General features: G+C 70.1%; 23 protein-coding genes. 9 read left to right on the top strand and 14 right to left on the bottom strand.

Going from position 1 to position 23,203, the window contains the following annotated elements; genetic code table 11:
• Positions 1–39: 39 nt before the first annotated feature.
• The 3 genes from BLR05_RS05670 to BLR05_RS05660 all read right to left on the bottom strand — a co-directional run bounded on the left by BLR05_RS05670 (position 40) and on the right by BLR05_RS05660 (position 2,570).
• A complete protein-coding gene (locus tag BLR05_RS05670; RefSeq protein ID WP_092832841.1) occupies positions 40–855 on the bottom strand; it encodes a BPSS1780 family membrane protein in 816 nt (271 codons plus the stop codon).
• A 219-nt stretch (positions 856–1,074) separates the two neighbouring features.
• Positions 1,075–2,049 (bottom strand): homoserine kinase, encoded by a 975-nt coding sequence (locus tag BLR05_RS05665; RefSeq protein ID WP_092832840.1) that lies wholly within the window; start codon positions 2,047–2,049, stop codon positions 1,075–1,077.
• 149 nt (positions 2,050–2,198) lie between these two features.
• Positions 2,199–2,570, bottom strand: coding sequence for a hypothetical protein (locus tag BLR05_RS05660; protein WP_092832839.1), 372 nt, complete (start codon positions 2,568–2,570; stop codon positions 2,199–2,201).
• A gap of 58 nt (positions 2,571–2,628) precedes the next feature.
• Between BLR05_RS05660 and polA the strand changes: the two genes are divergently transcribed.
• The 3 genes from polA (at position 2,629) to BLR05_RS05645 (ending at position 7,194) form a co-directional block, all read left to right on the top strand.
• Positions 2,629–5,412 (top strand): DNA polymerase I, encoded by a 2,784-nt coding sequence (polA, locus tag BLR05_RS05655; RefSeq protein ID WP_092832838.1) that lies wholly within the window; start codon positions 2,629–2,631, stop codon positions 5,410–5,412.
• Between the two features lie 189 nt (positions 5,413–5,601).
• On the top strand, positions 5,602–6,225 hold the full coding sequence (locus BLR05_RS05650) for an IPTL-CTERM sorting domain-containing protein (protein ID WP_013595625.1): 624 nt from the start codon (positions 5,602–5,604) through the stop codon (positions 6,223–6,225).
• A gap of 111 nt (positions 6,226–6,336) precedes the next feature.
• Positions 6,337–7,194: a hypothetical protein gene (locus tag BLR05_RS05645; protein ID WP_092832933.1), complete on the top strand. Its 858-nt coding sequence runs from the start codon at positions 6,337–6,339 to the stop codon at positions 7,192–7,194.
• A 10-nt stretch (positions 7,195–7,204) separates the two neighbouring features.
• Here BLR05_RS05645 and BLR05_RS05640 read toward each other — a convergent pair whose 3' ends face one another.
• Both BLR05_RS05640 and BLR05_RS05635 read right to left on the bottom strand, forming a co-directional pair.
• On the bottom strand, positions 7,205–7,900 hold the full coding sequence (locus tag BLR05_RS05640; protein ID WP_092832837.1) for a hypothetical protein: 696 nt from the start codon (positions 7,898–7,900) through the stop codon (positions 7,205–7,207).
• A gap of 150 nt (positions 7,901–8,050) precedes the next feature.
• Entirely contained in the window at positions 8,051–8,641 is a 591-nt protein-coding gene (locus BLR05_RS05635) for a hypothetical protein (RefSeq protein WP_244160050.1), read from the bottom strand.
• Positions 8,642–8,851: 210 nt separating this feature from the next.
• On the opposite strand from BLR05_RS05635, the gene BLR05_RS05630 reads away from it, so the two are divergent.
• Positions 8,852–9,793 carry a LysR substrate-binding domain-containing protein gene (locus tag BLR05_RS05630; protein ID WP_092832836.1) on the top strand — a complete coding sequence of 314 codons (942 nt, stop codon included), beginning with the start codon at positions 8,852–8,854 and terminating at the stop codon, positions 9,791–9,793.
• Between the two features lie 13 nt (positions 9,794–9,806).
• Here the strand turns inward: BLR05_RS05630 and BLR05_RS05625 are convergent, their stop codons facing one another.
• Positions 9,807–11,066: a D-amino acid dehydrogenase gene (locus BLR05_RS05625; protein ID WP_192883789.1), complete on the bottom strand. Its 1,260-nt coding sequence runs from the start codon at positions 11,064–11,066 to the stop codon at positions 9,807–9,809.
• Positions 11,067–11,371: 305 nt separating this feature from the next.
• Here BLR05_RS05625 and BLR05_RS05620 point away from each other — a divergent pair, with 305 nt between their 5' ends.
• Together BLR05_RS05620 and BLR05_RS05615 are read left to right on the top strand one after the other, a co-directional pair.
• Positions 11,372–12,259, top strand: a complete 888-nt coding sequence (locus BLR05_RS05620) for a transporter substrate-binding domain-containing protein (protein WP_092832835.1) — start codon at positions 11,372–11,374, stop codon at positions 12,257–12,259.
• Positions 12,256–13,038, top strand: coding sequence for an aspartate/glutamate racemase family protein (locus BLR05_RS05615; protein ID WP_092832834.1), 783 nt, complete (start codon positions 12,256–12,258; stop codon positions 13,036–13,038). The genes BLR05_RS05620 and BLR05_RS05615 overlap by 4 nt, the downstream gene beginning before the upstream one ends.
• Positions 13,039–13,044: 6 nt before the next feature.
• Here the strand turns inward: BLR05_RS05615 and BLR05_RS05610 are convergent, their stop codons facing one another.
• From BLR05_RS05610 to BLR05_RS05590, 5 genes are all read right to left on the bottom strand, one after another.
• Positions 13,045–13,521: a DUF2269 family protein gene (locus BLR05_RS05610; protein ID WP_092832833.1), complete on the bottom strand. Its 477-nt coding sequence runs from the start codon at positions 13,519–13,521 to the stop codon at positions 13,045–13,047.
• Positions 13,518–13,919: a DoxX-like family protein gene (locus BLR05_RS05605; protein WP_092832832.1), complete on the bottom strand. Its 402-nt coding sequence runs from the start codon at positions 13,917–13,919 to the stop codon at positions 13,518–13,520. Before BLR05_RS05605 ends, BLR05_RS05610 begins: the two co-directional genes overlap by 4 nt.
• Positions 13,916–14,818 carry an NAD-dependent epimerase/dehydratase family protein gene (locus tag BLR05_RS05600; protein ID WP_092832831.1) on the bottom strand — a complete coding sequence of 301 codons (903 nt, stop codon included), beginning with the start codon at positions 14,816–14,818 and terminating at the stop codon, positions 13,916–13,918. Before BLR05_RS05600 ends, BLR05_RS05605 begins: the two co-directional genes overlap by 4 nt.
• 11 nt (positions 14,819–14,829) lie before the next feature.
• The gene (locus BLR05_RS05595; protein ID WP_092832830.1) at positions 14,830–15,273 is read right to left on the bottom strand and encodes a thiol-disulfide oxidoreductase DCC family protein; all 444 of its coding nucleotides are present in this window, start codon (positions 15,271–15,273) and stop codon (positions 14,830–14,832) included.
• 114 nt (positions 15,274–15,387) lie between these two features.
• A complete protein-coding gene (locus tag BLR05_RS05590; RefSeq protein WP_092832829.1) occupies positions 15,388–15,975 on the bottom strand; it encodes a GbsR/MarR family transcriptional regulator in 588 nt (195 codons plus the stop codon).
• Between the two features lie 148 nt (positions 15,976–16,123).
• Here BLR05_RS05590 and BLR05_RS05585 point away from each other — a divergent pair, with 148 nt between their 5' ends.
• Together BLR05_RS05585 and BLR05_RS05580 are read left to right on the top strand one after the other, a co-directional pair.
• Positions 16,124–17,032, top strand: coding sequence for a dienelactone hydrolase family protein (locus BLR05_RS05585; RefSeq protein ID WP_092832828.1), 909 nt, complete (start codon positions 16,124–16,126; stop codon positions 17,030–17,032).
• A gap of 82 nt (positions 17,033–17,114) precedes the next feature.
• Positions 17,115–18,005: a ZIP family metal transporter gene (locus BLR05_RS05580; protein ID WP_092832827.1), complete on the top strand. Its 891-nt coding sequence runs from the start codon at positions 17,115–17,117 to the stop codon at positions 18,003–18,005.
• A gap of 196 nt (positions 18,006–18,201) precedes the next feature.
• Here BLR05_RS05580 and BLR05_RS05575 read toward each other — a convergent pair whose 3' ends face one another.
• From BLR05_RS05575 to BLR05_RS05565, 3 genes are read right to left on the bottom strand one after another with little or no spacing between them, the layout of a single operon-like run.
• Positions 18,202–19,794: a lyase family protein gene (locus BLR05_RS05575; RefSeq protein ID WP_092832826.1), complete on the bottom strand. Its 1,593-nt coding sequence runs from the start codon at positions 19,792–19,794 to the stop codon at positions 18,202–18,204.
• Between the two features lie 18 nt (positions 19,795–19,812).
• A complete protein-coding gene (locus BLR05_RS05570; RefSeq protein WP_092832825.1) occupies positions 19,813–20,568 on the bottom strand; it encodes a LytR/AlgR family response regulator transcription factor in 756 nt (251 codons plus the stop codon).
• Between the two features lie 38 nt (positions 20,569–20,606).
• Positions 20,607–21,671, bottom strand: a complete 1,065-nt coding sequence (locus BLR05_RS05565; RefSeq protein WP_092832824.1) for a sensor histidine kinase — start codon at positions 21,669–21,671, stop codon at positions 20,607–20,609.
• A gap of 51 nt (positions 21,672–21,722) precedes the next feature.
• Between BLR05_RS05565 and argH the strand changes: the two genes are divergently transcribed.
• Positions 21,723–23,180: an argininosuccinate lyase gene (gene argH, locus BLR05_RS05560; RefSeq protein WP_092832823.1), complete on the top strand. Its 1,458-nt coding sequence runs from the start codon at positions 21,723–21,725 to the stop codon at positions 23,178–23,180.
• Positions 23,181–23,203 lie beyond the last annotated feature (23 nt).

Raw genomic sequence — 23,203 nt, 5'->3', positions numbered from 1 at the left:
AGTCGCCCGCCTGCAGGAGGCGTGCCGGCGTTCGCGGCATCAGGCGGTGGCGGGGCTTTCCGGGAGCGGCGCCGGGCGCTCGGGCGGCTCGAAGCAGTCGCGGAAGGAGAACACCACGGAGGTAAAGAACATCGCCGCCAGCAGCATGGCCGTGCCGACCATGATGCCGGCCGCGAGCGCGTTGCCCAGGCCCATGAGCGCCAGCAGCGTCACGAACACGCTGGCGGCGATGCCCGCGCCCAGGAAGACCCCTGTCCATGCCAGGCCGTACACGGTGAACGCGCCGATGTTGCGCAGGCAGGCGACGATGCTGAAGAACAGCGCTTTCACCGGCGGAACGCCGTGCCAGTGCACCAGGCCGGGCGCGTGCCAGAAGAGCAGCGACAGCGGCACGTAGAGTGCGAGCGCGAGCCACATCGCCGCCTGGAACTGCGGCATCTCGGCCATCTCGCGCGTGAGTTCCTCCCCACCCAGGTAAACGCGCGCGAACTGCCCGCCGTCCAGCAGCGCGGAAATCGCCATGACGGCGAGGAAGCCGACGGCGTAGAGCGCGCCGAGCACGAGCATGGAGCGCAGGCGCTGCCGGCCGGTGCGGAAGGCCACCAGCAGCAGGGCCGGGGTGGGAAAGCGGCCCTGCGTGGCGTCCCCGGCGGCCACCATCATGGCCAGCGTGGCGGAGGGCAGCAGTGCCAGCGCCACGGCGGGCCCGACGAGCGGCAGCAGCGTGGCGATGGACATCGCCGCCATGGTCAGGAAGAACAGGGCCGCCAGCGCCATCGGCTGGCGCCAGAAGATGCGGATGCCGAGGCGGACCCATTCCAGGCCGGCGCGGGCAGGGACGATGTGCAGTTTCATTGCGGTGCAGTGTGCGTGTTACGCCCGTGGGGCAGTGGCTGGGCGCTTCGCGGGAGGCGCGGTCGTTTCGGCAGGCGTGGGGCAACTGGCATGCTGCGGCGCGCGCATGGGAAGGATTGTCGCGCCGAAGGGCCGGATGGGCCGTGCCGGCGCGGGTTTCCAGGCGCGCCGGCAGGTTTCATGTGGCCGCGCCGCCACGGTGGCCGGCAGCCGGCAGGCTCATTCGTCGAATCCGCCTCCGGCACGCGCATGCAGCGGCCGGGCGATGCGGCCGCGCAGCACCCGCTCGAAGTGCGTGGGATCGTGCGGCGTGAGCAGGCTGGCCTCGCGCGGCAGGTGGAAATCCCACAGGCGGGAGATCCAGAAGCGCAGTGCGCCCGCGCGCAGCATCGCAGGCAGCAGGGCCCGCTCGTCGGCCGAGAGCGGCCGCACCGCCTGGTAGGCGTCCAGCATGGCCGTGGCGCGGCCGGGCGCGTGCAGGCCGGTGGGCCAGTCGATGCACCAGTCGTTCAGGCACACCGCCAGGTCGAACAGCCAGGTGTCCACGCCGGCGAAATAGAAGTCGAAGAACCCCGTCAGGGTCTCGCCGTCGAACATGGCGTTGTCGCGGAACAGGTCGGCATGGACGGGGCCGCGCGGCAGCGCCGCGTAGCCCGGGGACGCGGCGACATGGTTCTGGTAGGCCAGTTCCGAGCGCAGCAGGGTGCTCTGGGCCTCGGCGATGTGGGGCAGCACCGCGGGCACCGTCTCGTTCCACCAGGCCAGGCCGCGCAGGTTGGGCTGCCGGCGCTCGTAGTCCCGCCCGGCCAGGTGCATGCGGGCCAGCATGCCGCCCACCGCCGCGCAGTGCACCGGTTCCGGTGCGAGCTGGCTCCTGCCGGGCAGCTTGTTCACCACGGCGGCAGGCTTGCCCGCGACGGCGTGCAGGATGTTGCCATGGCGGTCGCCGCGCGGGTCCGGCACGGGAATCCCCGCCTGCGCGAGGTGCTTCATCAGGTGCAGGTAGAACGGCAGCTGCTCGGCGTTCAGGCGCTCGAACAGCGTGAGCACGTACTCGCCCTGGTCGCTGGTGAGGAAGTAGTTCGTGTTCTCGATCCCGCCTTCGATGCCGCGCAGCGACTCCAGGGTGCCCAACTGCAAACGGCGCAGCAGATCGCGCGCCTCTTTCTTGGAGACTTCGGTGAAAACGGCCATTGCTGGGCGGGGAAAAGAGCGGAAGACAGAAAAAGGAGCGGAGCGGCGGGCGGGCCGCCGGGCCGGATGCCGCGGCAGGCGGCCGCAGGAAGGCCTCCGTATCCGCTGCGGAGCGGGTGGCGCCGGGGCGCAGGCGCCCGGGCGTTGGATCAGAACTTCATGACATTCCAGACCCGCGGGCTGGTGATGGTTTCCGCGCCATTGCGGCTGCCGGGCCGCGCGCGCACGCCATCGGGCGGCTGCACTTCGTATTCGGGCATGGTGGTGCCGGCCTTGGGCTGCACCGTGATGCTCTGCGTCTGCCCGCCCACGCGCAGTTCGTCCACGCGGCTGCCTTCGTCCTCGACGCGGATGCGTTCCACGCGCTGGTTGCGCCGGCCCGGCTCGGCATCCGCCGCGGCACCGGGCTGCGCGTCCGCCGCGGGGGCGGCCTGCGGAGCAGCGGGCGAGGGTGCGGGAGTCTGGGCAAGGGCCGGCCCGGAGGCCAGCGCCAGGAAGAGAAGGGTGGTGGCGGCGCGCATGGGCGGATTGTAGGCCCGCACGGGCGCGCGTACCCGCCCGCGGGCACAATCCCGGACCATGAGCAAACCCAAGACCCTGGTGCTGGTGGACGGCTCCAGCTACCTCTACCGCGCCTTCCACGCCATGCCGGACCTGCGGGCCGTGCCCGGCGACCCGGCCAGCCCCGCCACCGGGGCCATCCGCGGCATGATCAACATGCTGCAAGCGCTGCGCAGGGACTATCCCGCCGACTACGCCGCCTGCGTCTTCGACGCGAGCGGGCCGACCTTCCGCGACACGCTCTATCCCGAATACAAGGCGCACCGCGCCCCCATGCCCGACGACCTGCGCGCGCAGATCGAGCCCATCCACGAGGTCGTGCGCCTGATGGGCTGGCCGGTGGTCTGCGTGCCCGGCGTGGAAGCCGACGACGTGATCGGCACCCTCGCGGCCTGCGCCGCACGCCAGGGCATCGAGGTCATCGTCTCCAGCGGCGACAAGGATCTGTCGCAACTGGTGGACGAGCACATCACCATCATCGACACCATGAGCGGCAAGCGCCGCGACGTGGCGGGCGTCACGGCCGAGTTCGGCGTTCCGCCCACGCTGATGGTCGATTACCAGACGCTGGTCGGCGATGCAGTGGACAACGTGCCCGGCGTGCCCAAGGTGGGCCCCAAGACGGCCGCCAAGTGGCTGAACGAATACGGCTCGCTCGACGGGCTGCTGGCGCACGCGGCCGAGATCAAGGGCGTGGCCGGCGAGAACCTGCGCGGCGCGCTGGAGTGGCTGCCCAAGGGGCGCGAGCTGGTCACCATCCGCACCGACTGCGACCTCACGGGCCATGTGGAGGGACTGCCCGACCTGGCCGGGGTGGCCATGGGGGCCTCCGACAACGCGGCGCTGCGCGACTTCTACCAGGCCTACGGCTTCAAGGGCCTCGCCCGTGCGCTGCAAGACGACCTGCCGGCGAACGCCACGGCCACGCTGTCCGGCGCGAGCGGCGACCTGTTCGCGAGCCCTGAAACCACCTTCGTGGCCGAAGCCGCGCAGGGGCGCGAGGTGGCCTACGACACCGTGCTCACCTGGGAGGATTTCGACCGCTGGCTGGAGCGCATCCGCGGCGCCGAGCTGGTGGCGCTCGACACCGAGACCACCTCGCTCGACGAACTGCGTGCCGAGATCGTGGGCCTGAGCTTCAGCGTGGAGCCCGGTGCCGCGGCCTACATTCCCCTGGCCCACAGCGGGCCGGACGCGCCCGAGCAACTGCCCCTGGCCGCGGTGCTGGAGCGCCTGAAACCCTGGCTGGAGGACGGCTCGCGGGCGAAGCTCGGCCAGCACGTCAAGTACGACCGCCACGTGTTCGCCAACCACGGCATCGGCGTGCAGGGCTACGTCCACGACACCATGCTACAGAGCTACGTGCTGGAAGTGCACAAGCCGCACAATCTCGCGAGCCTGGCGGAACGCCACACGGGCCGTACCGGCATCAGCTACGAAGACCTCTGCGGCAAGGGCGCCAAGCAGATCCCGTTCGCCCAGGTGCCGGTCGAGCAGGCCGCCGCCTATTCCTGCGAGGACTCCGACCAGACTCTGGACGTGCACCGCGTGCTGTGGCCGCTGATCGAGGCCGACGAGAAGCTCTCCGCCATCTATGCCCTGGAGATGGCCAGCAGCGAGGTGCTGTTCCGCATCGAGCGCAACGGCGTGCTGATCGACACGGCCACGCTGCAGCAGCAGAGCCACGACCTCGCGCAGCGCATCCTCAAGCTCGAGCAGGAGGCCTACGACATCGCCGGCCAGCCTTTCAACCTCGGCAGTCCCAAGCAGCTCGGCGAGATCTTTTTCGACAAGCTCGGCCTGCCGGTGGTGAAGAAGACCGCCACCGGCGCGCGCAGCACCGACGAGGAGGTGCTGGAAAAGCTCGCCGAGGACTACCCGCTGCCCGCCAAGATCCTGGAGCACCGCAGCCTCTCCAAGCTCAAGGGCACCTATACCGACAAGCTGGGCCAGCTGGCCGACCCGCGCACCGGCCGGGTGCATACGCACTACGCGCAGGCCGTGGCCGTGACGGGGCGCCTGTCGAGCAACGAGCCCAACCTGCAGAACATCCCCATCCGCACGGCCGAGGGCCGGCGCGTGCGCGAGGCCTTCGTGGCCCCGCCGGGCCGCGTGATCGCCAGCGCCGACTACAGCCAGATCGAGCTGCGCATCATGGCCCACCTGAGCGGCGACGACGCGCTGCTGCGCGCCTTCACCGAAGGGCTGGACGTGCACCGCGCCACTGCGGCCGAGGTGTTCGGCGTGGCGGTGGACCAGGTGAGCAGCGAGCAGCGCCGCTATGCCAAGGTGATCAACTTCGGGCTCATCTACGGCATGAGCAGCTTCGGCCTCGCGCGCAACCTGGGCATCGACAACAAGGCCGCCGCGGCCTACATCGACCGTTACTTCCAGCGCTATCCCGGCGTGAAGCAGTACATGGACGAGACCAAGGCCTCGGCCAAGGCGCGCGGCTATGTCGAGACGGTGTTCGGCCGGCGGCTCTACCTGCCCGAGATCAATTCGCCCAACGGCCCGCGGCGCGGCGCGGCCGAGCGCGCCGCCATCAACGCGCCCATGCAGGGCACGGCGGCCGACCTCATCAAGAAGGCGATGGTGGCCGTGCAGGCCGTGCTGGACGCGGACAAGCCGCAGGTGCTGATGATCATGCAGGTGCACGACGAACTGGTCTTCGAATTGCCGGAGGACGAGGCCGGCTGGCTGCGCACGGAGATCCCGCGGCTCATGGCGGGCGTGGCCGAGCTCAAGGTGCCGCTGCTGGCCGAGGTGGGCACGGGGCCGAACTGGGAGAAGGCGCACTGACGGGCCCGTGGAGGCCCCCTGCTGTGCTTCGCCGGCCGGGGAAGGCGGACGGTGCCACGGTCCCGGTGAATGGTCGGGCCTGGTATGGAAAGCGGTGAACGAGGCCTCTGTTTGGGTGGCCTGCGGGGGCGCACCGTTTTACACTGGGATACGCTTCTCCCCGTTTGCTCCCATCACTGTCCTGGCACCATGCAACACACTCTCCGCGCCCTGGCGTTGTCCGCCCTGCTCGCGCCGGCATTCGCCGGCGCCGCCACGATCGTCAGCTGTCCATCGAGTCCCAGCACGACCGGCGACAACATCAGTCGTTCCTTCTATCTGCCGAACTACGGTGGCACCACGCTCGATACGGTGACCGTCAACTACGGAACGAATACCGGCGGCAGCTATACCGTCACGCTCGAGGCACGGCTGAACGCCTTCGACGGCACGCTGGTCGGCACCGTGAACTCGACCGCCAACATCGCCGCGAACACTGCCGGCGGCACGCCCGTCACCTTCAGCTTCAACAATGCGGTGATTCCCGCCGGCTCCACGGTCACGTTCAAGCAGACCCTGGTCAGCGGCCCGGGCGCCCTGTTCATCAACACGGGCCAGGCGCCGTGCACCGGTACCGTGACGCAGACCAACGGCTCCACGCCGCCGCTGGACTCCTCCCGCCGCGCGACCCTGGGCATCACGGTTGCCGGCAGTACCACCCCCGTGGGCGGTGGTGGCACTGTGGCAAGCATTCCGACGTTGTCCGAATGGGGTGTGATTTTGATGTCCGGCCTGCTGGCCCTCTTCGGACTGGCCCGCACGCGCCGACGCTGACCTTTATCGGCGACGCCGGGCGGTGTGCGCAGGCAGCACGCTGTCTGTCGCCCTGCTGGGTTAGAATGTAAGTCTTTGTATATGCAGCTCCGCATCGGGAGCGGTTTGCGTGTGTCCCGTCGTTTCATCCCCCAGGAAATCCGCCCTGCAGACCAGGAGCAGCAACGCCTGACCGAGCGCCACCTGCAGGGCCGGCTGGCCGAGGTGGAGCACTACCTGTATGCCGTGCGCCGTGAAATCGACCAGAAGCTGCCAGGTTGCATTCCCACGTACCGCAAGCCCTATCCCTACGGCTGCTGCCTGGAGATCTCGGAGGCGTTTGAGAGGAAGCTGCGCGCGGCGGTGGCATCGGACGCTGCGCTGCCCGGGCTGGACGCCATCCGCGCTTTCATGGGCGAGGGCGGCTACGTGGGCGCTGTCTGGGGTGTGCTGCGCGAGCGCTACTTCCAGAACGCATTCCAGTTCGGCAGCCTGTATGTGGATGTCTCCAACGACACGGTGGACGTGCGCAAGCCCTCGATCGAAATCCTGCCGATGGCGGAGTCCGGGCTGGTGAACATTTCCAGCCTGGAGCATTTCGTGCGCATCGGCCAGGCCTACTGGGGGGCGGAGTTCTACGCCAACGACGTATGGCCGGCCCTGGCGCCGATCGCCCCGCTCGTCATGCACCTGCCGCACAGGAAGGCTTTGCTGCTCTCGAACAGTTCGGCCTACATGGTGGCCTGGCAGCGCCGGGACCGCTACCAGGCGGCGGAGGCCTACCTGTCCACCGCGCCGTCCCTGCCGGCGGCGGCGCGGGAGTCCTTCCTGGCATGCATCGCGCCGCGCCGCCGGGCGGTGGACGCGCGGCAGGGACGCAGCCTGTCCATGGCGGCCTGCGCTTCGCTGCGCAAGGCCACGCCCCTGCAGGAATCCATGTGGCTCAACCGGCAACTGACGGAGTGGGGCGCTTCCGGAGGGCGGACGTAATACCGCGGCTTCAGGGCGCCTCGTCCACCGGACAGTCCGGCTGGGCCGGTACCGCGAGCGGCAGGTAGTAGTACGCGGCAGGCTGCCATTGGCCGGGACCCGCGCTGTCGGCGATGCGCACATGCATGGCCTCTCCGGAAACGCAGTGGTCCACGCGCACCGAGACCTTGCGGTCCGGCCATTGCAGGAACAGCCGCTGGTCGGAAGCCCGGGTGACCGTGGCCTTGCCCTGCAGCGCCAGGCCCATGAAGGATTCGCCCGGTGCCTGCGTGAACTGGGCCGTGTGTTCGGCGGCGAGCTGCGAATTGTCGCCATCGAAGCGCAGGATGGCGACATCCCGGGGCGGCACGGCGGCCTGCGGGCGGATGCAGCATTCCGGGGCTTTCGCCGCGGGAGCCAGGGACAGATAGTGAAGACTTCCGGACGGTATCGCCGTGCTGCCGGATGCCAGCGCGAGCCGTGCGGCGCCGGGGGCGCTGGCGTCCACCACGCCGACGCGCGAGGACAGCGGATCGCCCTGCGAGACTGCGGCAGGTGCCGGTGCGCGGGGCTTGGTGGCTTTGCGGGCCTTGGCGGCAGCCCTCGACTTGCTGGCGGCTTTGGGCTTCGCGGGCGCCTCGCCGCAGGCGATCGCCAGGGAGAAGGCCAGGAAGAAGAGGGTGCCGGTACGGAAAGGGGATCGGTGTCGTCGTTCAGTGGCCATCATCGGGAAGGGGAAAGATCCGGGCGGTGCCAGGCGCGCTGCGCGCGCCACCGGATGCTGAGGGGCGAAGTATGCGTGGAGTTCCGGGGGCGCCCGTAAAGATGTGCATACCGCTGCGGCCCGTGTCCGCATGCCGGGCGGCCGGCTTGCCGCTCACCAGCCTTGCGGGCAGTCGGGCCGCGCATCGGCTGCCAGGGGAAGGTAGTAGTGCGCCGCGGGCTTCCAGGGGCCGGCGCCGGTCCCTTCGGAGATCTTCAGGTGCAGCCCCTCCGCCGACAGGCAATGGTCCACGCGCAGCGATGCCTTGCGGTCCGGCCACCGCAGCAGGATCCGGTGGCTCGGCATCCGTGTCACCACGGCATCGCCCTCCACCGCCAGTCCGACGAATCCCTCCCGGGGCGCATGGGTGAAACGGACTTCGCGTTCTGCGGCCGGCTGGGCGTCTTCCCCTTCATAGCGAAGAGTGGAGGCGTCCCGCGGATCGACGGGGGCCAGGGGCTGCACGCAGCATTCCTTGGAGGATGCCGTGGCCGGCGACAGGCGCAGGAAACGCAATTGCGGGAGCGGCGCGCCATCGCCGGGCAGGACAGACGGATCCGTTGCATCCATCGTGGCGAGGCGGGCGGTTGCCGGCGAGCGTGCATCCAGTATGGCGACCCGCGCGGCGAGGGATTTGGTCGGATAGGGTGCCGCGTGCGCCACGCCCCAGGCGAGCGCGATGCAGCACAGAAGGGCGGGGCGCACGGCGCGGCGCAGTGCAGGCGGTGATTCGCAGGCCATCGTGGGACCGGTGCATCCGGGGAAAGAGAGACGGGCGCGCCACTCTATCGGTTGGAATATGAGAGGTGTGCAGGTTTGTTTCCAATTGCCGCGCGGCACTTCGTCGGGATACGTTTTGATGCAATATGCGCGCCTCGACCGTCCTCGGGCCGTTGCGCCCTGTTCCCATACCCCATGCGCCTGCGCCACATCGAAGTCTTCAACGCCGTCATGCTCACGGGCAGCGTGAGCGCCGCCGCGCGCCTCATCAACGTCACGCAGCCGGCAGTGAGCCGCATCCTGTCCCATGCGGAGCTGCAGCTGGGCTTCGCGCTCTTTCATCGCCACAAGGGGCGGCTGGTTCCCACGCGGGAGGCGCAGACGCTTTTCCCGCACATCGAGCGCCTGTTCACGCAGCTCGACGAGGTGCAGCGCCTGGCGGGCAGCCTGCGCGGGCGGCAGCGCGAGGGCGAACTGCACATCCTCAGCGTGCTGGCACTGAGCCACGAGGTGATGCCGCGGGCGCTGCGCGCCTTCCATGCCCTGCATCCGGGCGTGCAGGTGACGATCGAATCCCTGCATTCGCCGCAGATCGTCTCCGCCCTGGTGCTGCAGGAGGCGGACGTAGGGTTCGTGTTCTCCGCGCTGTCGCACCCCTCGCTGGAGCAGGAAACCCTGGCCGAGGGCCGCATGGTGTGCGTCGCTCCGCGCGGCCTGCTCGACGCGGCGCTCGTGGACCGGGGCTCGGTGCACCTGGCCGACCTGGTCGATGTGCCGGTGGTGCGGCTGGGGCTGAACGATCCGCTGGGCACCATGGTGAACCATGCTTGCCGCGAAGCGGAAGTGGGGCTGACCTCCGCGATCACGGTGCAGACCTACCATGCCGCACTGGCGCTGGCGCACCACGGGCTGGGGGTGGCGCTGGTGGATGCCTGCACCGCCGCCTCCGCCGACCCCAGCCGGGTGGACGTGCTGGAGCTGCTGCCGCGCATCGCCGTGCCGGTCAAGGCGCTGCGCATGCCCCACCGCCCGGCGTCCCTGCTGGCCGATGCCATGGTGCGCTGCATGCGCGACGCGGCCCTCGAAACGCTGCAGGGCCGCGCGGGAGCGCTGCCGGATACGGCGCCGGACGCCTGACCGTCTTGAGACTTCAGGCGTTTCGTGCGGCCTGGCGGCCGCCGGCCATGGCGTGCGCGAGCTGTTCCGCGGTGCCGAAGGACAGGGTGAAGCCCAGCGCCCCGTGTCCGGTGTGCAGCCACAGGTTGGGCGGGCCGCCCGGCCTGCGGCCCACGACGGGCAGGCCGGTGGGCGTGGCGGGGCGCATGCCGGTCCAGGGGCGCAGGCCGGCGCCTGTGCCGGGATCATGGCCCAGCACCGCGGCCACGGTGGCACGCAGGCGCTCGATGCGGTCCGAGGGAATGCTGCGGTCGTCGCCCACGAGCTCCGCCATGCCGGCCACGCGCAGGCGGTTGCCCAGCCGCGCGAAGACCACCTTGCGGGCCGCATCGGTCACGTTCACCCGCGGCGCCCACGCCGCGTCTTCGGGCGCGTCCACCGTGATGCTGTAGCCCTTGAGCGGATAGACGGGCACGTGGACGCCCAGGCGGGCCGCCCAGGCCGCGCTCGCGCTGCCCAGGGCCAGCACGAACTGGTCCGCGGCCACCGGGATTTCCGTGCCCGATGCGCCGGGGCGCACGCGCACTGCGGTGACCGCGCCGTCCGCGCCGCGCGTGAACCCTGCCACCTGCGCCCCCAGCAGGAAGCGCACGCCGCGTGCAGCCAGCAGCGCGTGCAGGCCGTCGCAGACCTTCTGGCAGTCGGCGGCGCACTCGCTGGGCGTGTGGATGGCTCCGGCGATGCGGTCCGCATCGTGGGCCAGAGCGGGCTCCAGCTCCACGCAGCGGGCGGCGGACACCGACTCCTGCTCGCTTCCCCATGCGCGCTGCAGCGCCATCTGCCGTTCCCCGGCGGCCAGTGCCTCGCGCGAGCGGTACACCACGAGCTTGCCGGTTTGCGAGAAATCGCAGTCCAGCCCCTCGCGCTCGCGCATCCGCTCGAAAGCCTGGCGGCTGCGCGCGGCCAGCTCCAGCAGGGAGCCGGTGGTGCGGCGGGAGGTGGCGTCATTGCAGGCCGCGAGGAACGCCACACCCCAGCGCCACTGGCGCAGGCTCCACTGCGGCCGCAGCTTGAGCGGCGAATCCGGCGAAAAAAGCAGCTTGGGCAACTGGCCCCAGACCGATGCGTCCGCCAGGGGCTGCACGTAGCTGTAGCTCAGCTGCGCGCCGTTGCCGCCGCTGGCACCGCCGCCCACCGGCCCCTGGTCGATCACCGTCACCTGCCATCCCTGCCGCTCCAGCGCATAGGCCGTGGCCAGGCCCACGATGCCGGCACCCATCACACATGCATGCATATCGATTCCGATCCGTTCCATCCGCGGGCACTGTAGAAGCGTGCGTGCCGCTTGGACAATGCCGATCGGAGCGCCGCCCATGCCGCCAGGTTATGCACCGGAACGGAGCGGGTTGCGGCATGCGCCCCGGCGTGGCTCTTGCTTCTCCTGCGGGTTGACCCCTACAGGGGCATAACTTTCAGGCATGGCATTGCGCGTGGAATGAATTGTTCAAGGTGCCGCCACCTTCCTACAGTGCTCGCACCGCCGCACCGTGCGGGGGCCATGCCGCCTTTCACCACCCGCTCATCCGAGAAGGAATTCCCATGAAAACCACCCTCTGCTCCGCCGCACTGCTGGCCTGCGGCCTGATGGCCGGCGCCGCCGCGCAGGCCGACACCCTGAAGAAGATCGCGGACAGCGGCAAGATCACGCTGGCCTACCGCGAATCGTCGGTGCCCTTCAGCTATCTGGCCGGCGCCGGCGCGCCCATCGGGTTCTCGGTGGATATCTCCAACGCGGTGGTGGACGCGGTGAAGAAGAAACTGAACAAGCCTGACATCAAGGTCGAATTGCAGGCCGTGACCTCGCAGAACCGCATCCCGCTGGTGACCAACGGCACGGTGGACCTGGAGTGCGGCTCCACCACCAACAACACCGCCCGCGCCAAGGACGTGCAGTTCGCCGTCAACTATTTCTACACGGGCACGCGCCTGCTGGTGAAGAAATCTTCCGGCGTCAAGAACTACGCCGACCTCGCGAAGAAAACCGTGGCCAGCACCACCGGCACCACCAACGCGCAGGTGATCCGCAAGTACAACCGCGAGAACAACCTCGACATGGACATCGTGCTGGGCAAGGACCACAACGACTCCATGCTGCTGGTGGACACGGGCCGGGCCCTGGCCTTCGCCATGGACGACATCCTGCTCTTCGGCCTGAAAGCCAATGCCGTGAACCCGGCCGAGTGGGATGTGGTCGGCGATGCGCTGCAGGTCGAGCCCTACGCCTGCATGCTGCGCAAGGACGACCCGCAGTTCCAGGCCCTCGTGAACGGCGTGATCGGCGGCATGATGAAGTCCGGTGAATTCGAGAAGCTCTACAACAAGTGGTTCCTGTCGCCCATTCCGCCCAAGGGCCAGGCGCTGGGGCTGCCCATGTCGAAGGAACTGCGCGACAACCTCACGGCGCAGAGCGACAAGCCCGCGGTATGACGCAGCCGGCAGGGCGGGTGGCGGGCGCTGGGCTGCCGCACACCGTCGGCATCCTGGGCGGCATGGGGCCGGCGGCGGGTGCGGACTTCGCGCGCCTCTTCGTCGAGGCGTGCACGGCGCGCATGCAGGCACGGGGCATCGCCGTGCGCGACCAGGCCTACCCGGAGCACTGGCTTGCCCAGGTACCGGTGCCGGACCGCACGGCGGCGCTGGACGACCCCCGGCCCGGGGCGCACCAGCCGGGCGACGCCCTGCTGCAGGCCACGGGCCGCCTGGCCGCGCTCGGAGCCCGGGCCGTGGCGATCGCCTGCAACACCGCGCACGCCTGGCACGGCCTGCTGCAGGAGCGGTTCCCGCAGCTCGCCGTGCTGCACATGCCACGCGAGGTGGCAGCGCTGCTGCGCGCCCAGGGCCGGCTGCGCGTGGGCCTGCTGGCCACCCAGGGCACCTACCGCAGCGGCCTGTACCGGCAGGCGCTGGAGCACGCCGGCATCGAATGCCTGGAGCCGGACGAGGCCGGCCGCGAGCGGCTCATGCAGGGCATCTACGAAGGCGTGAAGGCCGGTGACATGGCACTGGCGCGCCGGTGCTTCCGCGAGGTGGCGCAGGCGCTGCGCGATGCCGGCGGCGCCGAGGTGATCGTGATGGGGTGCACCGAGATTCCCCTGGCCCTGGACGAGGCCGGCGCGGGCACCGCGCTGCTGGACCCTGCCCGTGCGCTGGCGGATGCACTGGCCCGCGAAGCGTATCCGGAGCCGATCGACGGCAGCCGTCCTTGACCGTTCTCAGCCCCAGAGCGCCGGCTTGGCCACCATCATGTAGTAGATCGCGAGCATGGCGATGAAGGCCGGGTAGCCCAGCGCCTCCCACCAGCGCGCATGGCGGCGGTAGCCTTCCGGCAGCGCGGTGCCGCGCTCCGCCGCGTCGCGCGCCATGGCGGCCATGCGCCACTGCAGCCACAGTACGGGCAGCCAGCACAGGCCGGCGACCACGTACAGCCCCAGCGAGGCGGCGATCCACGGCGTGGAGAGCGGCCAGCCGGCCATGTGGGCCAGCGCCACGCCGCTGACCGGCTGCACGATTCCCGCGGGGGTGGTGAACCAGGTGTCCGCGCGCACCACGAGCCGCGCCACCACGGCCTGGGCCTGCACGCTGCCGCTGCGGTTGGCGAAGAACAGGTAGAAAGCCGAGCCGAATCCCGTGCCCACCAGCAGCACGCTGGAGAGGATGTGCACCCACTTGAGGACCAGGTACGCGTTCATGGACGCCTTTCTTCCGTGTGCCAGAGCACGAGCAGAATGGCCGCGATGGGAATGTTCTTGAGCAGCCGGCCCAGCGGGTCGAGCCACAGCCCGGGCAGCAGGACGGTGGCGATCACGGTCATCGCGCCCATGAGCAGCAGGGCCGCGGCATAGGTGGGCCGGCCCGGCCGCCACCACAGCCACGCGCCGACGGCCAGGTCCGCGGCGATGCCGGCGGCGATGATGGCCTGCATGAGTAGGGGGTTCTGCATCCCGGCGGCCACGAGCAGTTCGCGGCTCTGGCCATGGAACTCCGCCACGCTGGCGACGGCGGTACCCAGCCAGACGGCCACGAGGCTCTCGCGCAGCCAGCCCCGTTCGCGCGGGCCTGCGGACGATGGTTGTGCGCGCGCTGTCATGGCTGCTTCCAGGCGCGCGTGACCAGATCGCGGTAATGCACGGCCTCGCGGCCCAGGAGGCTGCGCAGCGGCGCGGGATCGGCGGTGTTGTCGCTGCCCAGCATCGCCACGCTCTCGCTGCACCAGGGCGAGGCCGGCATGCGGTCGCCGAGGCGTGCGCTCAGGCGGCTGAGCGTGTCCGGCAGCGTCGCCACATGGGCCGGCCCGTGTCCGCATTGGGCCCGCAGGCTGGCGACCAGTCCGGCCATGGGCACGGCCTCCGGGCCCGCGCATTCGATGATGCCCTGCCGGTCCAGGGCCGGGCCGAGCAGCGCGGACACGGCATCGGCCAGGTCGTGCACGGCCACGGGCTGCACGCGGGCCTGCAGCACGGGACGCGGCAGGACCACCACGGGCAGCCGCGCCAGGTTCATGAAGAGTGCGCTGCTCGCTCCGCCGCGGCCGAACACGATGCTGGGCCGCAGCACGCAGGCGGAAGGCGCCGGGGCCGCGCCCTGCGCCAGGCCCAGCAGGAACGTGTCCGCGCCGCGCTTGGTGCGGGCATAGCGGGTCTCGCTGCGGTCCACGCCCAGCGCGGAGACCTGCACCACGCGCCGCACGCGGGCCTGGGCGCAGGCCTGGAACAGCGCGATCGGGGTATCGCGGTGCAGTGCATCGATGGGGCGGCCGGGGCTGTCGCGCAGCACGCCCACGGCGTTGACCACCGCGTCGATGCCCGCGAGGCGGGGCAGCCAGGCGCCCGGATCGGTGTCGTGTGCGAAATCCACGGGCACCTGCCCGGCATCGCGCCGGCCGTGGCGCGGGGAAACGCCTTCGTGCACGGTGTGGCCGTCCGCGCGCAGCCGGGCGGCGACGTGCCGGCCGATGAACCCGGTCGCGCCGGTGATGAGGACTTGCATGGTGGATCTCCTCAGAGGTCGCAGCGGTCGCCGGGGGGGCACCGCCGCAGGGCCGCGCGCCGGCTCGCGCGTTCGAACAGGCCGCCGACCAGCCAGCGCGGCAGGCGGTAGCGGTTGCGCGCCAGCACCGTGTAGAGCCGGTCCGCGAGCGGGCCCAGCACCGGCAGGCGCGTGGCCGCCGTGACCCAGCCCAGGCCCACCGCCTCGTACGCGTGGCGGAATACCTCCACGCCGCGCAGCACCCGTCCATCCGCGGTGCGGGCATGGATCAGTGTCAGCAGTTGCTCGTGCGTGGTACCCGGCGGGCCCTCGAAGCCGGGCGCCCAGACATCCGCGAACCGCAGCAGGCCGGCACGGTCGCGCAGCCGCAGGTTGGTCATCTCCGCATTGCAGAGCTGGCAGCGGGAATCGAAGTAGAGGGTGAGGGGATAGAGGGCTTGCGGATCGGTGGTCATGGCGGGCTCCTTGGAAATGGTTGGCCGTCGTCGGGTTTTCTCTGCTTTTTAAATTTCTGTACGAAATGAAATGTCGGGGCGCAAAAGGGTATGGGAACCGATGGCGTGGTGCACTCAGGTGGCGGGCTTGTTCGGAGGCTGCGGCCCGGCCGGGGAGCGCTTGCTTCGCGACGCGGCGTCATCGCCGCGCACGAACTTCTGCACGCTGGCACCCAGGCGCAGCACCTTTTCGAGGGTGGAGGGGGTGAGCCGGAGCATCTCCTCCGTCCAGAGGTCCAGCGATTCCATCAGGCGCAGGGTTTCCCGGACGCGGTCCTGCGCATCGGGGGCTTCGTCAGCCATCTCGGGACGGCTCGCCAGTTCGCGCAGCATGCGCACCGTCGGCTCGAACTCGCGCTCCTTGCGCTCGCGCACGATGGTGCGGAACAGCTCCCAGATGTCGGTGGAAGTTTCGAAATAGTCGCGCCGGTCGCCCAGGACGTGGGTGACGCGGATCAGGTGCCAGTTGAGCAGTTCCTTGAGGCTGTTGCTCGCGTTGGACCGGGCGACGCCGAGAGTTTCGCAGATGTCTTCCGCATGCAAGGGACGGCCATGGAAGAAGAGCAGGGCGTGGATCTGGGCGACGGTGCGGTTGACGCCCCAGGCGGTGCCCATCTCGCCCCAGTGGACGATGAAGCGGCGGGCGGTGTCGGTCAGTTGCATGGTTGTGAGTCTATTGCTTCGGTAATTTCTGTCAATACAGAAATTACCGTTGAATCCCATTCCGTGCAATCGACCGTGCCCTCACATAGACTGCCCAGTCTTCCGGACCCCGCTTTTCCATTTCCTCTTTTCTTTCACAGGAGCTTCCATGCTGCATGACGACCTCAGGAAAGATTTCGACGCCCTGCTGCCCGGCCAGTCCAGCGACGCCGGCGCCAGCCGCCGCACCGCCATGCGCGTGGCGCTGGGTGCGGGCTTCGGGGTGGGCTACGCCGCCGCGGCGATGCCGGTGATGGCGCAGACGGCCATCCATACGCCGTCCGACGGGCTGGTGGCGGGCAAGGTCGAGATCGACGTCAACGGCTTCAAGGTGCCCGCGTACCGCGCCGCGCCCGCCGGCAAGACGGGGCTGCCCGTGGTATTGGTGATCCAGGAGATCTTCGGCGTGCACGAGTACATCGCCGACACCTGCCGCCGCTTCGCGAAGGCGGGCTATCTCGCCATCGCCCCGGACATGTTCGTGCGCCAGGGCGACGCCTCGCAGTACACCGAAATCTCCAAGCTCATGAGCGAGATCGTCTCCAAGGTGCCCGACGCCCAGGTGCTGGCCGATCTCGACGCGACCGTGAAGTGGGCCGGCGACCACGGCGGCGATCTCTCCAGAGTGGGCATCACGGGCTTCTGCTGGGGCGGGCGCATCACCTGGCTCTATGCGGCCCACGGCCCGGTCAAGGCCGGCGTGGCGTGGTACGGCCGGCTGGTGGGCCAGGCGAGCGAGCTCACGCCCAAGCACCCGGTGGACATCGCCCCCATCCTCAAGGCGCCGGTGCTCGGCCTCTACGGTGAAAAAGATACCGGAATCCCTCTTGACACGATTGATAAGATGAAAGCGGCCCTCAAGAACGGCTCCGCCGCCGCCAAGGCATCGGAGTTCGTGGTGTACCCTGACGCGCCGCATGCGTTCCATGCCGACTACCGGCCCAGCTACCGCAAGGAAGCCGCCGAGGATGGCTGGAAGCGCGCGCTGGCGTGGTTCAAGGTGCACGGCGTGGGCTGACGCGCCGCCCCGCCGGGCGCCGCGTCCCGCAGCAAAGCCCTTCGGGGCTTTTTTCGTTTTCGAGAATCGAGCGCGTACAGCTATGACTTTGATCGCAATCATCCTGGCCACCCTGGCCGCGGGCATCGGCAGTGTGTGGGTGGCCGCCCTGCTCATGCGGGCCGGCTGGGGGGACGGCCGCTCGGGCATCGGCCCGCGGCACCTGCTGAGCTTCGCCGCCGGCGCGCTGCTGGCCACGGCCTTCATGCACCTGCTGCCGGAGGCCTTCGAGAGCCAGGCCGGCGCGCACGAACTCTTCGCCACGCTGCTGGTGGGGCTGGTCTTCTTCTTCCTGCTGGACAAGGCGGAACTCTGGCACCACGGCCACGAGCACGGCGTGGGGCCTGCCAACGACGAGCCGGGCGCCGGAGTTGGAGGGCATTCCGATGCCCATGGACATACCCACCATGGACATGGCCACGGGCACCATGCCCACGCGCATGGCGGCGACGGCGGGCACGCCCATTCCCATTCCCACCGCAGCTCCGGCGGCTGGGCCCTGCTCACGGGCGACAGCGTGCATTGCTTCGGCGACGGCATCCTGATCGCCTCCGCCTTCCTGGCCGACCTGCGCCTGGGCGCCATCGCCGCGCTGGCCGTCCTGGCCCACGAAGTGCCGCACCACATGGGCGACCTGGTGGTGCTGCGCCAGTCCAGCGGCGACCGGCGCGCGGCCCTGGTCAAGGTGTCCCTGGCCGGCGCGGTCACCGCGCTCGGGGGCGTGGTGGGCTACTTCCTGGTGGGTGAGCTGCAGGACTGGCTGCCGTATTTCCTGGCCATCGCGTCCAGCAGCTTCGTCTATGTGGCCCTGGCCGACCTCATCCCCCAGCTGCAGAAGCGCCTGACGGCCAAACAGACCCTGGCGCAGATCGCCTGGCTGCTGGGTGGCATGGTGGTGGTCACGCTGGTGAGCGGGATGGCGCACGCACATTAAGAGGCACCCCCCTGAGCGGCTTCGCCGCCTCCCCCCTCTCTCGCCATGCTGCGCATGGCGGGTGGGGGGACGCAGCCCTCGCTGCGGGGCGGCCCTTGCTTGGCTGCTGCTGGCCCGGGCCGCGCCATGGCATGGGCCGCGGGCTACTTTAGGCGCTACAGGACAGAACAGGACAGGACCGGCCGCAGCGCCGTGGTCAGCGGGGGGATAGGCGGTCGAAATCGCGGTCCAGGCGGGCGAGGCTGCCGCCGATGCGGGCGCGTTGTGCGGCTATCCAGGCCGATTGCTGCTCCACGCGCGCCTGGGCGGCCTTGAGCATGCGGGCCATTTCCGCCGGCTGGGGACCGCCGGCCGTCGCGCGGTGGCGGACGATGGCCACCGGGTCCAGCGTGGCGCGGAACTCGGCCTCGTCCATGGGCAGTTGCGCGGGGAATTCCGAGCCGTGCACCGATTCCGCATAGATGCGGCGCGCCTCGGCGTAGGGGAAGTCCAGCGGCTTGATGTCCTTGGCCTTGGCGTAGCCGACCACCTCCGACGCGAAGTGGTGGCCCACGCGGAAGGGCAGCCGGTACTTGCGCATCAGCACGTCGGCCAGTTCCTGCGAGGCGGTCCAGTCGCTGTTCAACTCCTCGAGCGCGCGCTGCGGATCGATGACCAGCGCGCCCAGGATGCGGTCCCACTGGCGCAGCACGTCGATCGCGCTCTGCACCATGGCGGTGTTGTTGCGCTCTTCCTTGGGGTCCTGCATGCCGGGCGGAATGTTGTGCGCCTGGATGGCCGCGCCCATGCCCAGCGTCAGCGCCTGCGAGGCGTCGCGGCGCGTGGCGTTCAGCAGACCCGGATTGCGCTTTTGCGGCATCGCGCTCGACACGTAAGTGTTGCCGCCGCCTTCCTGCAGCAGGATCCACGGACGGGGCTGGGCGTATTGCGTCATCACGTCCTCGATGAAGGTGCCGGCATGCAGGGCGATCGCCATGACGATGGCGCCGGCCTCCACCGGCTGGTCCACGGCCGAGACCTGCGCCGCATCGTAGGCGTTGTCCACCATGGCGGAAAAGCCCAGGTAGTCCGCCATGCGCTGGCGGTCGAGCGGCCAGCTCGTGCCGTTGAGCACCGTGGTGCCCATGGGCGAACGGTCGATGCGGGCATAGGCCTCGCGGATGCGTTGCGCGTCGCGGTCCAGGCCGCTGGCGAGGCCCAGCAGATAGTGGCCGTAGCTGTTGGGCTGCGCGGCCACGCCGTTCGTGTAGTTGGGCACCACGGTGGCCTGGTGCCTGCCGGCCAGCCGGACCATGGTGGCCGTCGTCTGGTTCAGCGCCTCGGCCAGTTGCAGCATCTGGTCGCGCAGCATGGCCGCGCGCACGGTGGAGAGCATGTCCTGGCTGGAGCGGCCGGCATGCAGCAGCGTGATCTGCGGGCCCGCGGCCTCGATGAGCAGGGGCTCGAAGGTGATCACCAGCCGGGGCCGCTTGCCGCCGGGCCGGCTGCCGTCTGCCAGCACCTTGCTGATGCCGCCGTGGACCAGCGGTGCCAGGGACTTGTCGAGCAGGCCTTCGTCGATGTTGATGACGGCCGATGCCTTGTTGATCTCGCCCAGCCAGAAGAATTCGTCGCGCGGCGGGGCCGCGGCCGGCCGGGCCGGCGCAGCGGAGGGGGCGCTGGCGGCCGGCGCCGGAGAGGCCGGCTGCGCTGGCGCGGCGCCAGCGCAGAACGCGGCGGCGCAGGCGAGGGCGTGCAGCGCGGTGCGCACCCGGGGGTGTTTTCGGGAGCTTTCTCGTGGAATCGTCATGCCTGTCTCCTGTGTGTTCTAACCCGCCAGCGCTTCGCGAACCGCGGCCACCTGCCGGCGCGACACCGACAGCAGTTCCGGCAGGCCGTGCATGCGCACGGCCCAGCCTTCGCCTTCCACCGGGTCGTAGTGTTTCTCGATGGCGCGCAGTGCGCGCCGGGCGACCAGCGCATTCCGGTGCACGCGCAGGAAGCGCGACGGGTGTCGCGCTTCCAGCTCGCTCAGCGAGCCGTCCAGGATGTAGCTGCGAGTGCCCGTGCGGACGGTGAGGTACTTGAGCTCGGCCTTGACATAGACCACCTCGTCCAGCGGCACGCGCTCGGTGCGCCCCCGGTCCTGGATCAGCAGCGCTTCCGCGTCCGGCGGGGCAGGGGGGGCAGGGGGGGCAGGGGGGGCAGCCGGGGGCTGGGCGGCGGCGCGCCGGGCCTTGGCCAGTGCCTGCTGCAGGCGCTCGGCCCGCACCGGCTTGGTGAGGTAGTCCGCCGCGTCCAGCTCGAAGGCACTCACGGCATGGTCGGCATGCGCCGTCACGAAGACGATGGCCGGCGGCCGGGCCTGCGCGCGCAGCACCTGCGCCAGGGAGAGTCCGTCCTGTCCTGGCATGTGGATGTCCAGCAGCACGGCGTCGAAGGGCCGATCGCCGGGGATGCTCAGCAGCTGCAGGGCTTCGGCGGCGTTCGCCGCCTCGGCCAGGGTGTGCCCGCCGCCGTCGGACAGCAGCGTACGCAGGCGGCTGCGGGCCAGGGCTTCGTCGTCCACGATGAGGATGTGCATGGGAGCCGCAGGGAGGAAGTGTCGGTCGCGATGGCGGATCAGGCGTGCGCCGGCAGGGAGATGCGCACCCGGTAGAAACCATTGTGCATGCCCGCCGAGAAATCGCACTGCACATCGTGCAGCAGGCGCAGCCGGCCCCGCACGTTGGCCAGGGCGATGCCGTGGCCACGGGGCGCGTCGTCGTCCGCGCGTCCCCCGCCGGGCGGCACGGTGTTGGTGATGGTGACCACGGCGCGGGCACCGCGCAGCTCGGTCGTCACGCGCAGCTTGCCGCCCTGGGCGGAAGGCTCCACGCCGTGCTTGACGGCGTTTTCCACCAGCGGCTGCAGCAGCAGCGGCGGCAGCCGGGCGCCGTCGGTGCGCGGGTCGAGCAGCCATTGCACGCGCAGGCGGTCCCCGAAGCGCACTTCCTCGATGGCGAGGTAGCGCCGCGCGAGCGCGATCTCCTCGCCCAGCGTCGCGGAGTCGCCCTGTTCCACCAGGGCGTGGCGGAACAGGTCGCTCAGGTCTTCCAGCAGCGCCTCGGCCCTGGCCGGCTCGTCGCGCACCAGCGCGATGGCGCTGTTGAGGGTGTTGAAGAGAAAGTGCGGCCGGATGCGCGCCTGGAGCTCGCTCAGCCGCGCGGTGGTGGCGGCCGGCGTGCGTGCCCGGGCGCGCAGCACCAGCGCTGCCACGAGCAGGGCCGACAGCAGCGCCCCGCTCGCGGCACTGGCCAGCCACGGCGCCTCCATGGGCACGCCGACCAGCACGAGCATGCCGCAGGCGTAGAGGCCGGCCAGCGCCCCCAGACCCACCCCGGCCGCGGACTGCAGCGCCACCGGCAGGCGCTGCAGCAGGGTCTTGAGGCTGCAGGCCGTGACCAGCCAGGCCAGCGTGGCCGGCAGTGCGCCGCCGGTCAGCAGCGACAGCCGGGCCAGCCAGGCGACCGGGCCGTCGGCGCCGTACATGGCGCCCACGCCGAGCACGGTTTCCACGAACAGCACGGCGCGCAGCACCACGCCGACGTGGCATGCGTCGAAGACGAGCGCACGCCCGCCGAGCCCGTCCGGAGGGGGCTCGGCCAGGGGTTGGGGCCGGGTCGATAAAATTTGGGTCTCTTGCATTGCGGCATCCGGGCGTTCCGGGTGGCCGAAACCTCCGGATTATTGCCCTCCATGTCCTCCAGCCCTTCCGCGCAACCTTCCCAAGACCAGCTCGCCACCAAGGCCCAGGCCTGGTCGGCCCTGTTTTCCGAACCCATGAGCGATCTGGTCAAGCGCTACACGTCGAGCGTGTTCTTCGACAAGCGCCTGTGGCAGGCCGACATCGCCGGCAGCCTGGCGCATGCCGACATGCTGGCGGCCCAGGGCATCATCGGCGCAGACGACCATGCCGCCATCCAGCGCGGCATGGCCACGATCACCCAGGAAATCGAGTCCGGCGCCTTCGATTGGAAGCTCGACCTCGAGGATGTCCACCTCAACATCGAGGCCCGCCTGACCCAACTGGTGGGCGATGCCGGCAAGCGCCTGCACACCGGCCGCAGCCGCAACGACCAGGTCGCCACCGACGTGCGGCTCTGGCTGCGCGGCGAGATCGACCTGATCGCCGACCTGCTCAAGGAGCTGCAGGTGGCGCTGGTGGATGTGGCCGAACAGAACGTGGATGTGATCCTGCCCGGCTTCACCCACCTGCAGGTTGCCCAGCCGGTGAGCTTCGCCCACCACATGCTGGCCTACGTGGAAATGTTCGCGCGCGATGCCGACCGCATGCAGGACGTGCGCCGTCGCACCAACGTGCTGCCGCTGGGCAGCGCCGCGCTGGCCGGCACCACCTATCCGCTGGACCGCGAGCGCGTGGCCCGCACGCTGGGCATGGACGGCGTGTGCCAGAACAGCCTGGACGCCGTGAGCGACCGCGACTTCGCCATCGAATTCACGGCCGCCGCCAGCCTCTGCATGGTGCACGTGAGCCGCCTCTCCGAGGAGCTCATCATCTGGATGAGCCAGAACTTCGGCTTCATCCGGATCGCCGACCGGTTCACCACCGGCTCGTCCATCATGCCGCAGAAGAAGAACCCCGACGTGCCCGAGCTGGCGCGTGGCAAGACCGGCCGCGTGGTGGGCCACCTGATGGGCCTGATCACGCTGATGAAGGGCCAGCCCCTGGCCTACAACAAGGACAACCAGGAAGACAAGGAGCCGCTGTTCGACACCGTCGATACGCTCAAGGACACGCTGCGCATCTTCGCCGAGATGGTTGGCGGTCAGCCCGACCCGGCCACCGGCCAGAAGGCGGGCGGCATCACCGTCAACCCGCAGGCCATGGAGCAGGCCGCGCAGAAGGGCTATGCCACGGCCACCGACCTGGCCGACTACCTGGTCAAGAAGGGCCTGCCGTTCCGCGACGCGCACGAAACCGTGGCCCATGCGGTGAAGGCCGCCACGTCGCATGGCGTGGACCTGTCCGAGCTGCCGCTCACGGTACTGCAGGGCTTTCATCCGGCCATCGAGAAGGACGTGTTCGATGCCCTGAGCCTGCGCGGATCGCTGAACGCCCGCAACACGCTGGGCGGCACGGCGCCCGCCCAGGTGCGCACCCAGCTGGCGCGCCACCGCGCGCGCCTGGGCTGAACACTTCGCTTTCTTCCCGACCG

Origin of the sequence: Paracidovorax cattleyae (assembly GCF_900104515.1) — a bacterium.
GTDB lineage: Bacteria > Pseudomonadota > Gammaproteobacteria > Burkholderiales > Burkholderiaceae_C > Paracidovorax > Paracidovorax cattleyae.
Note: the sequence above shows the minus strand (reverse complement) of the source record. Positions and strands in the feature narration are given on the sequence as shown.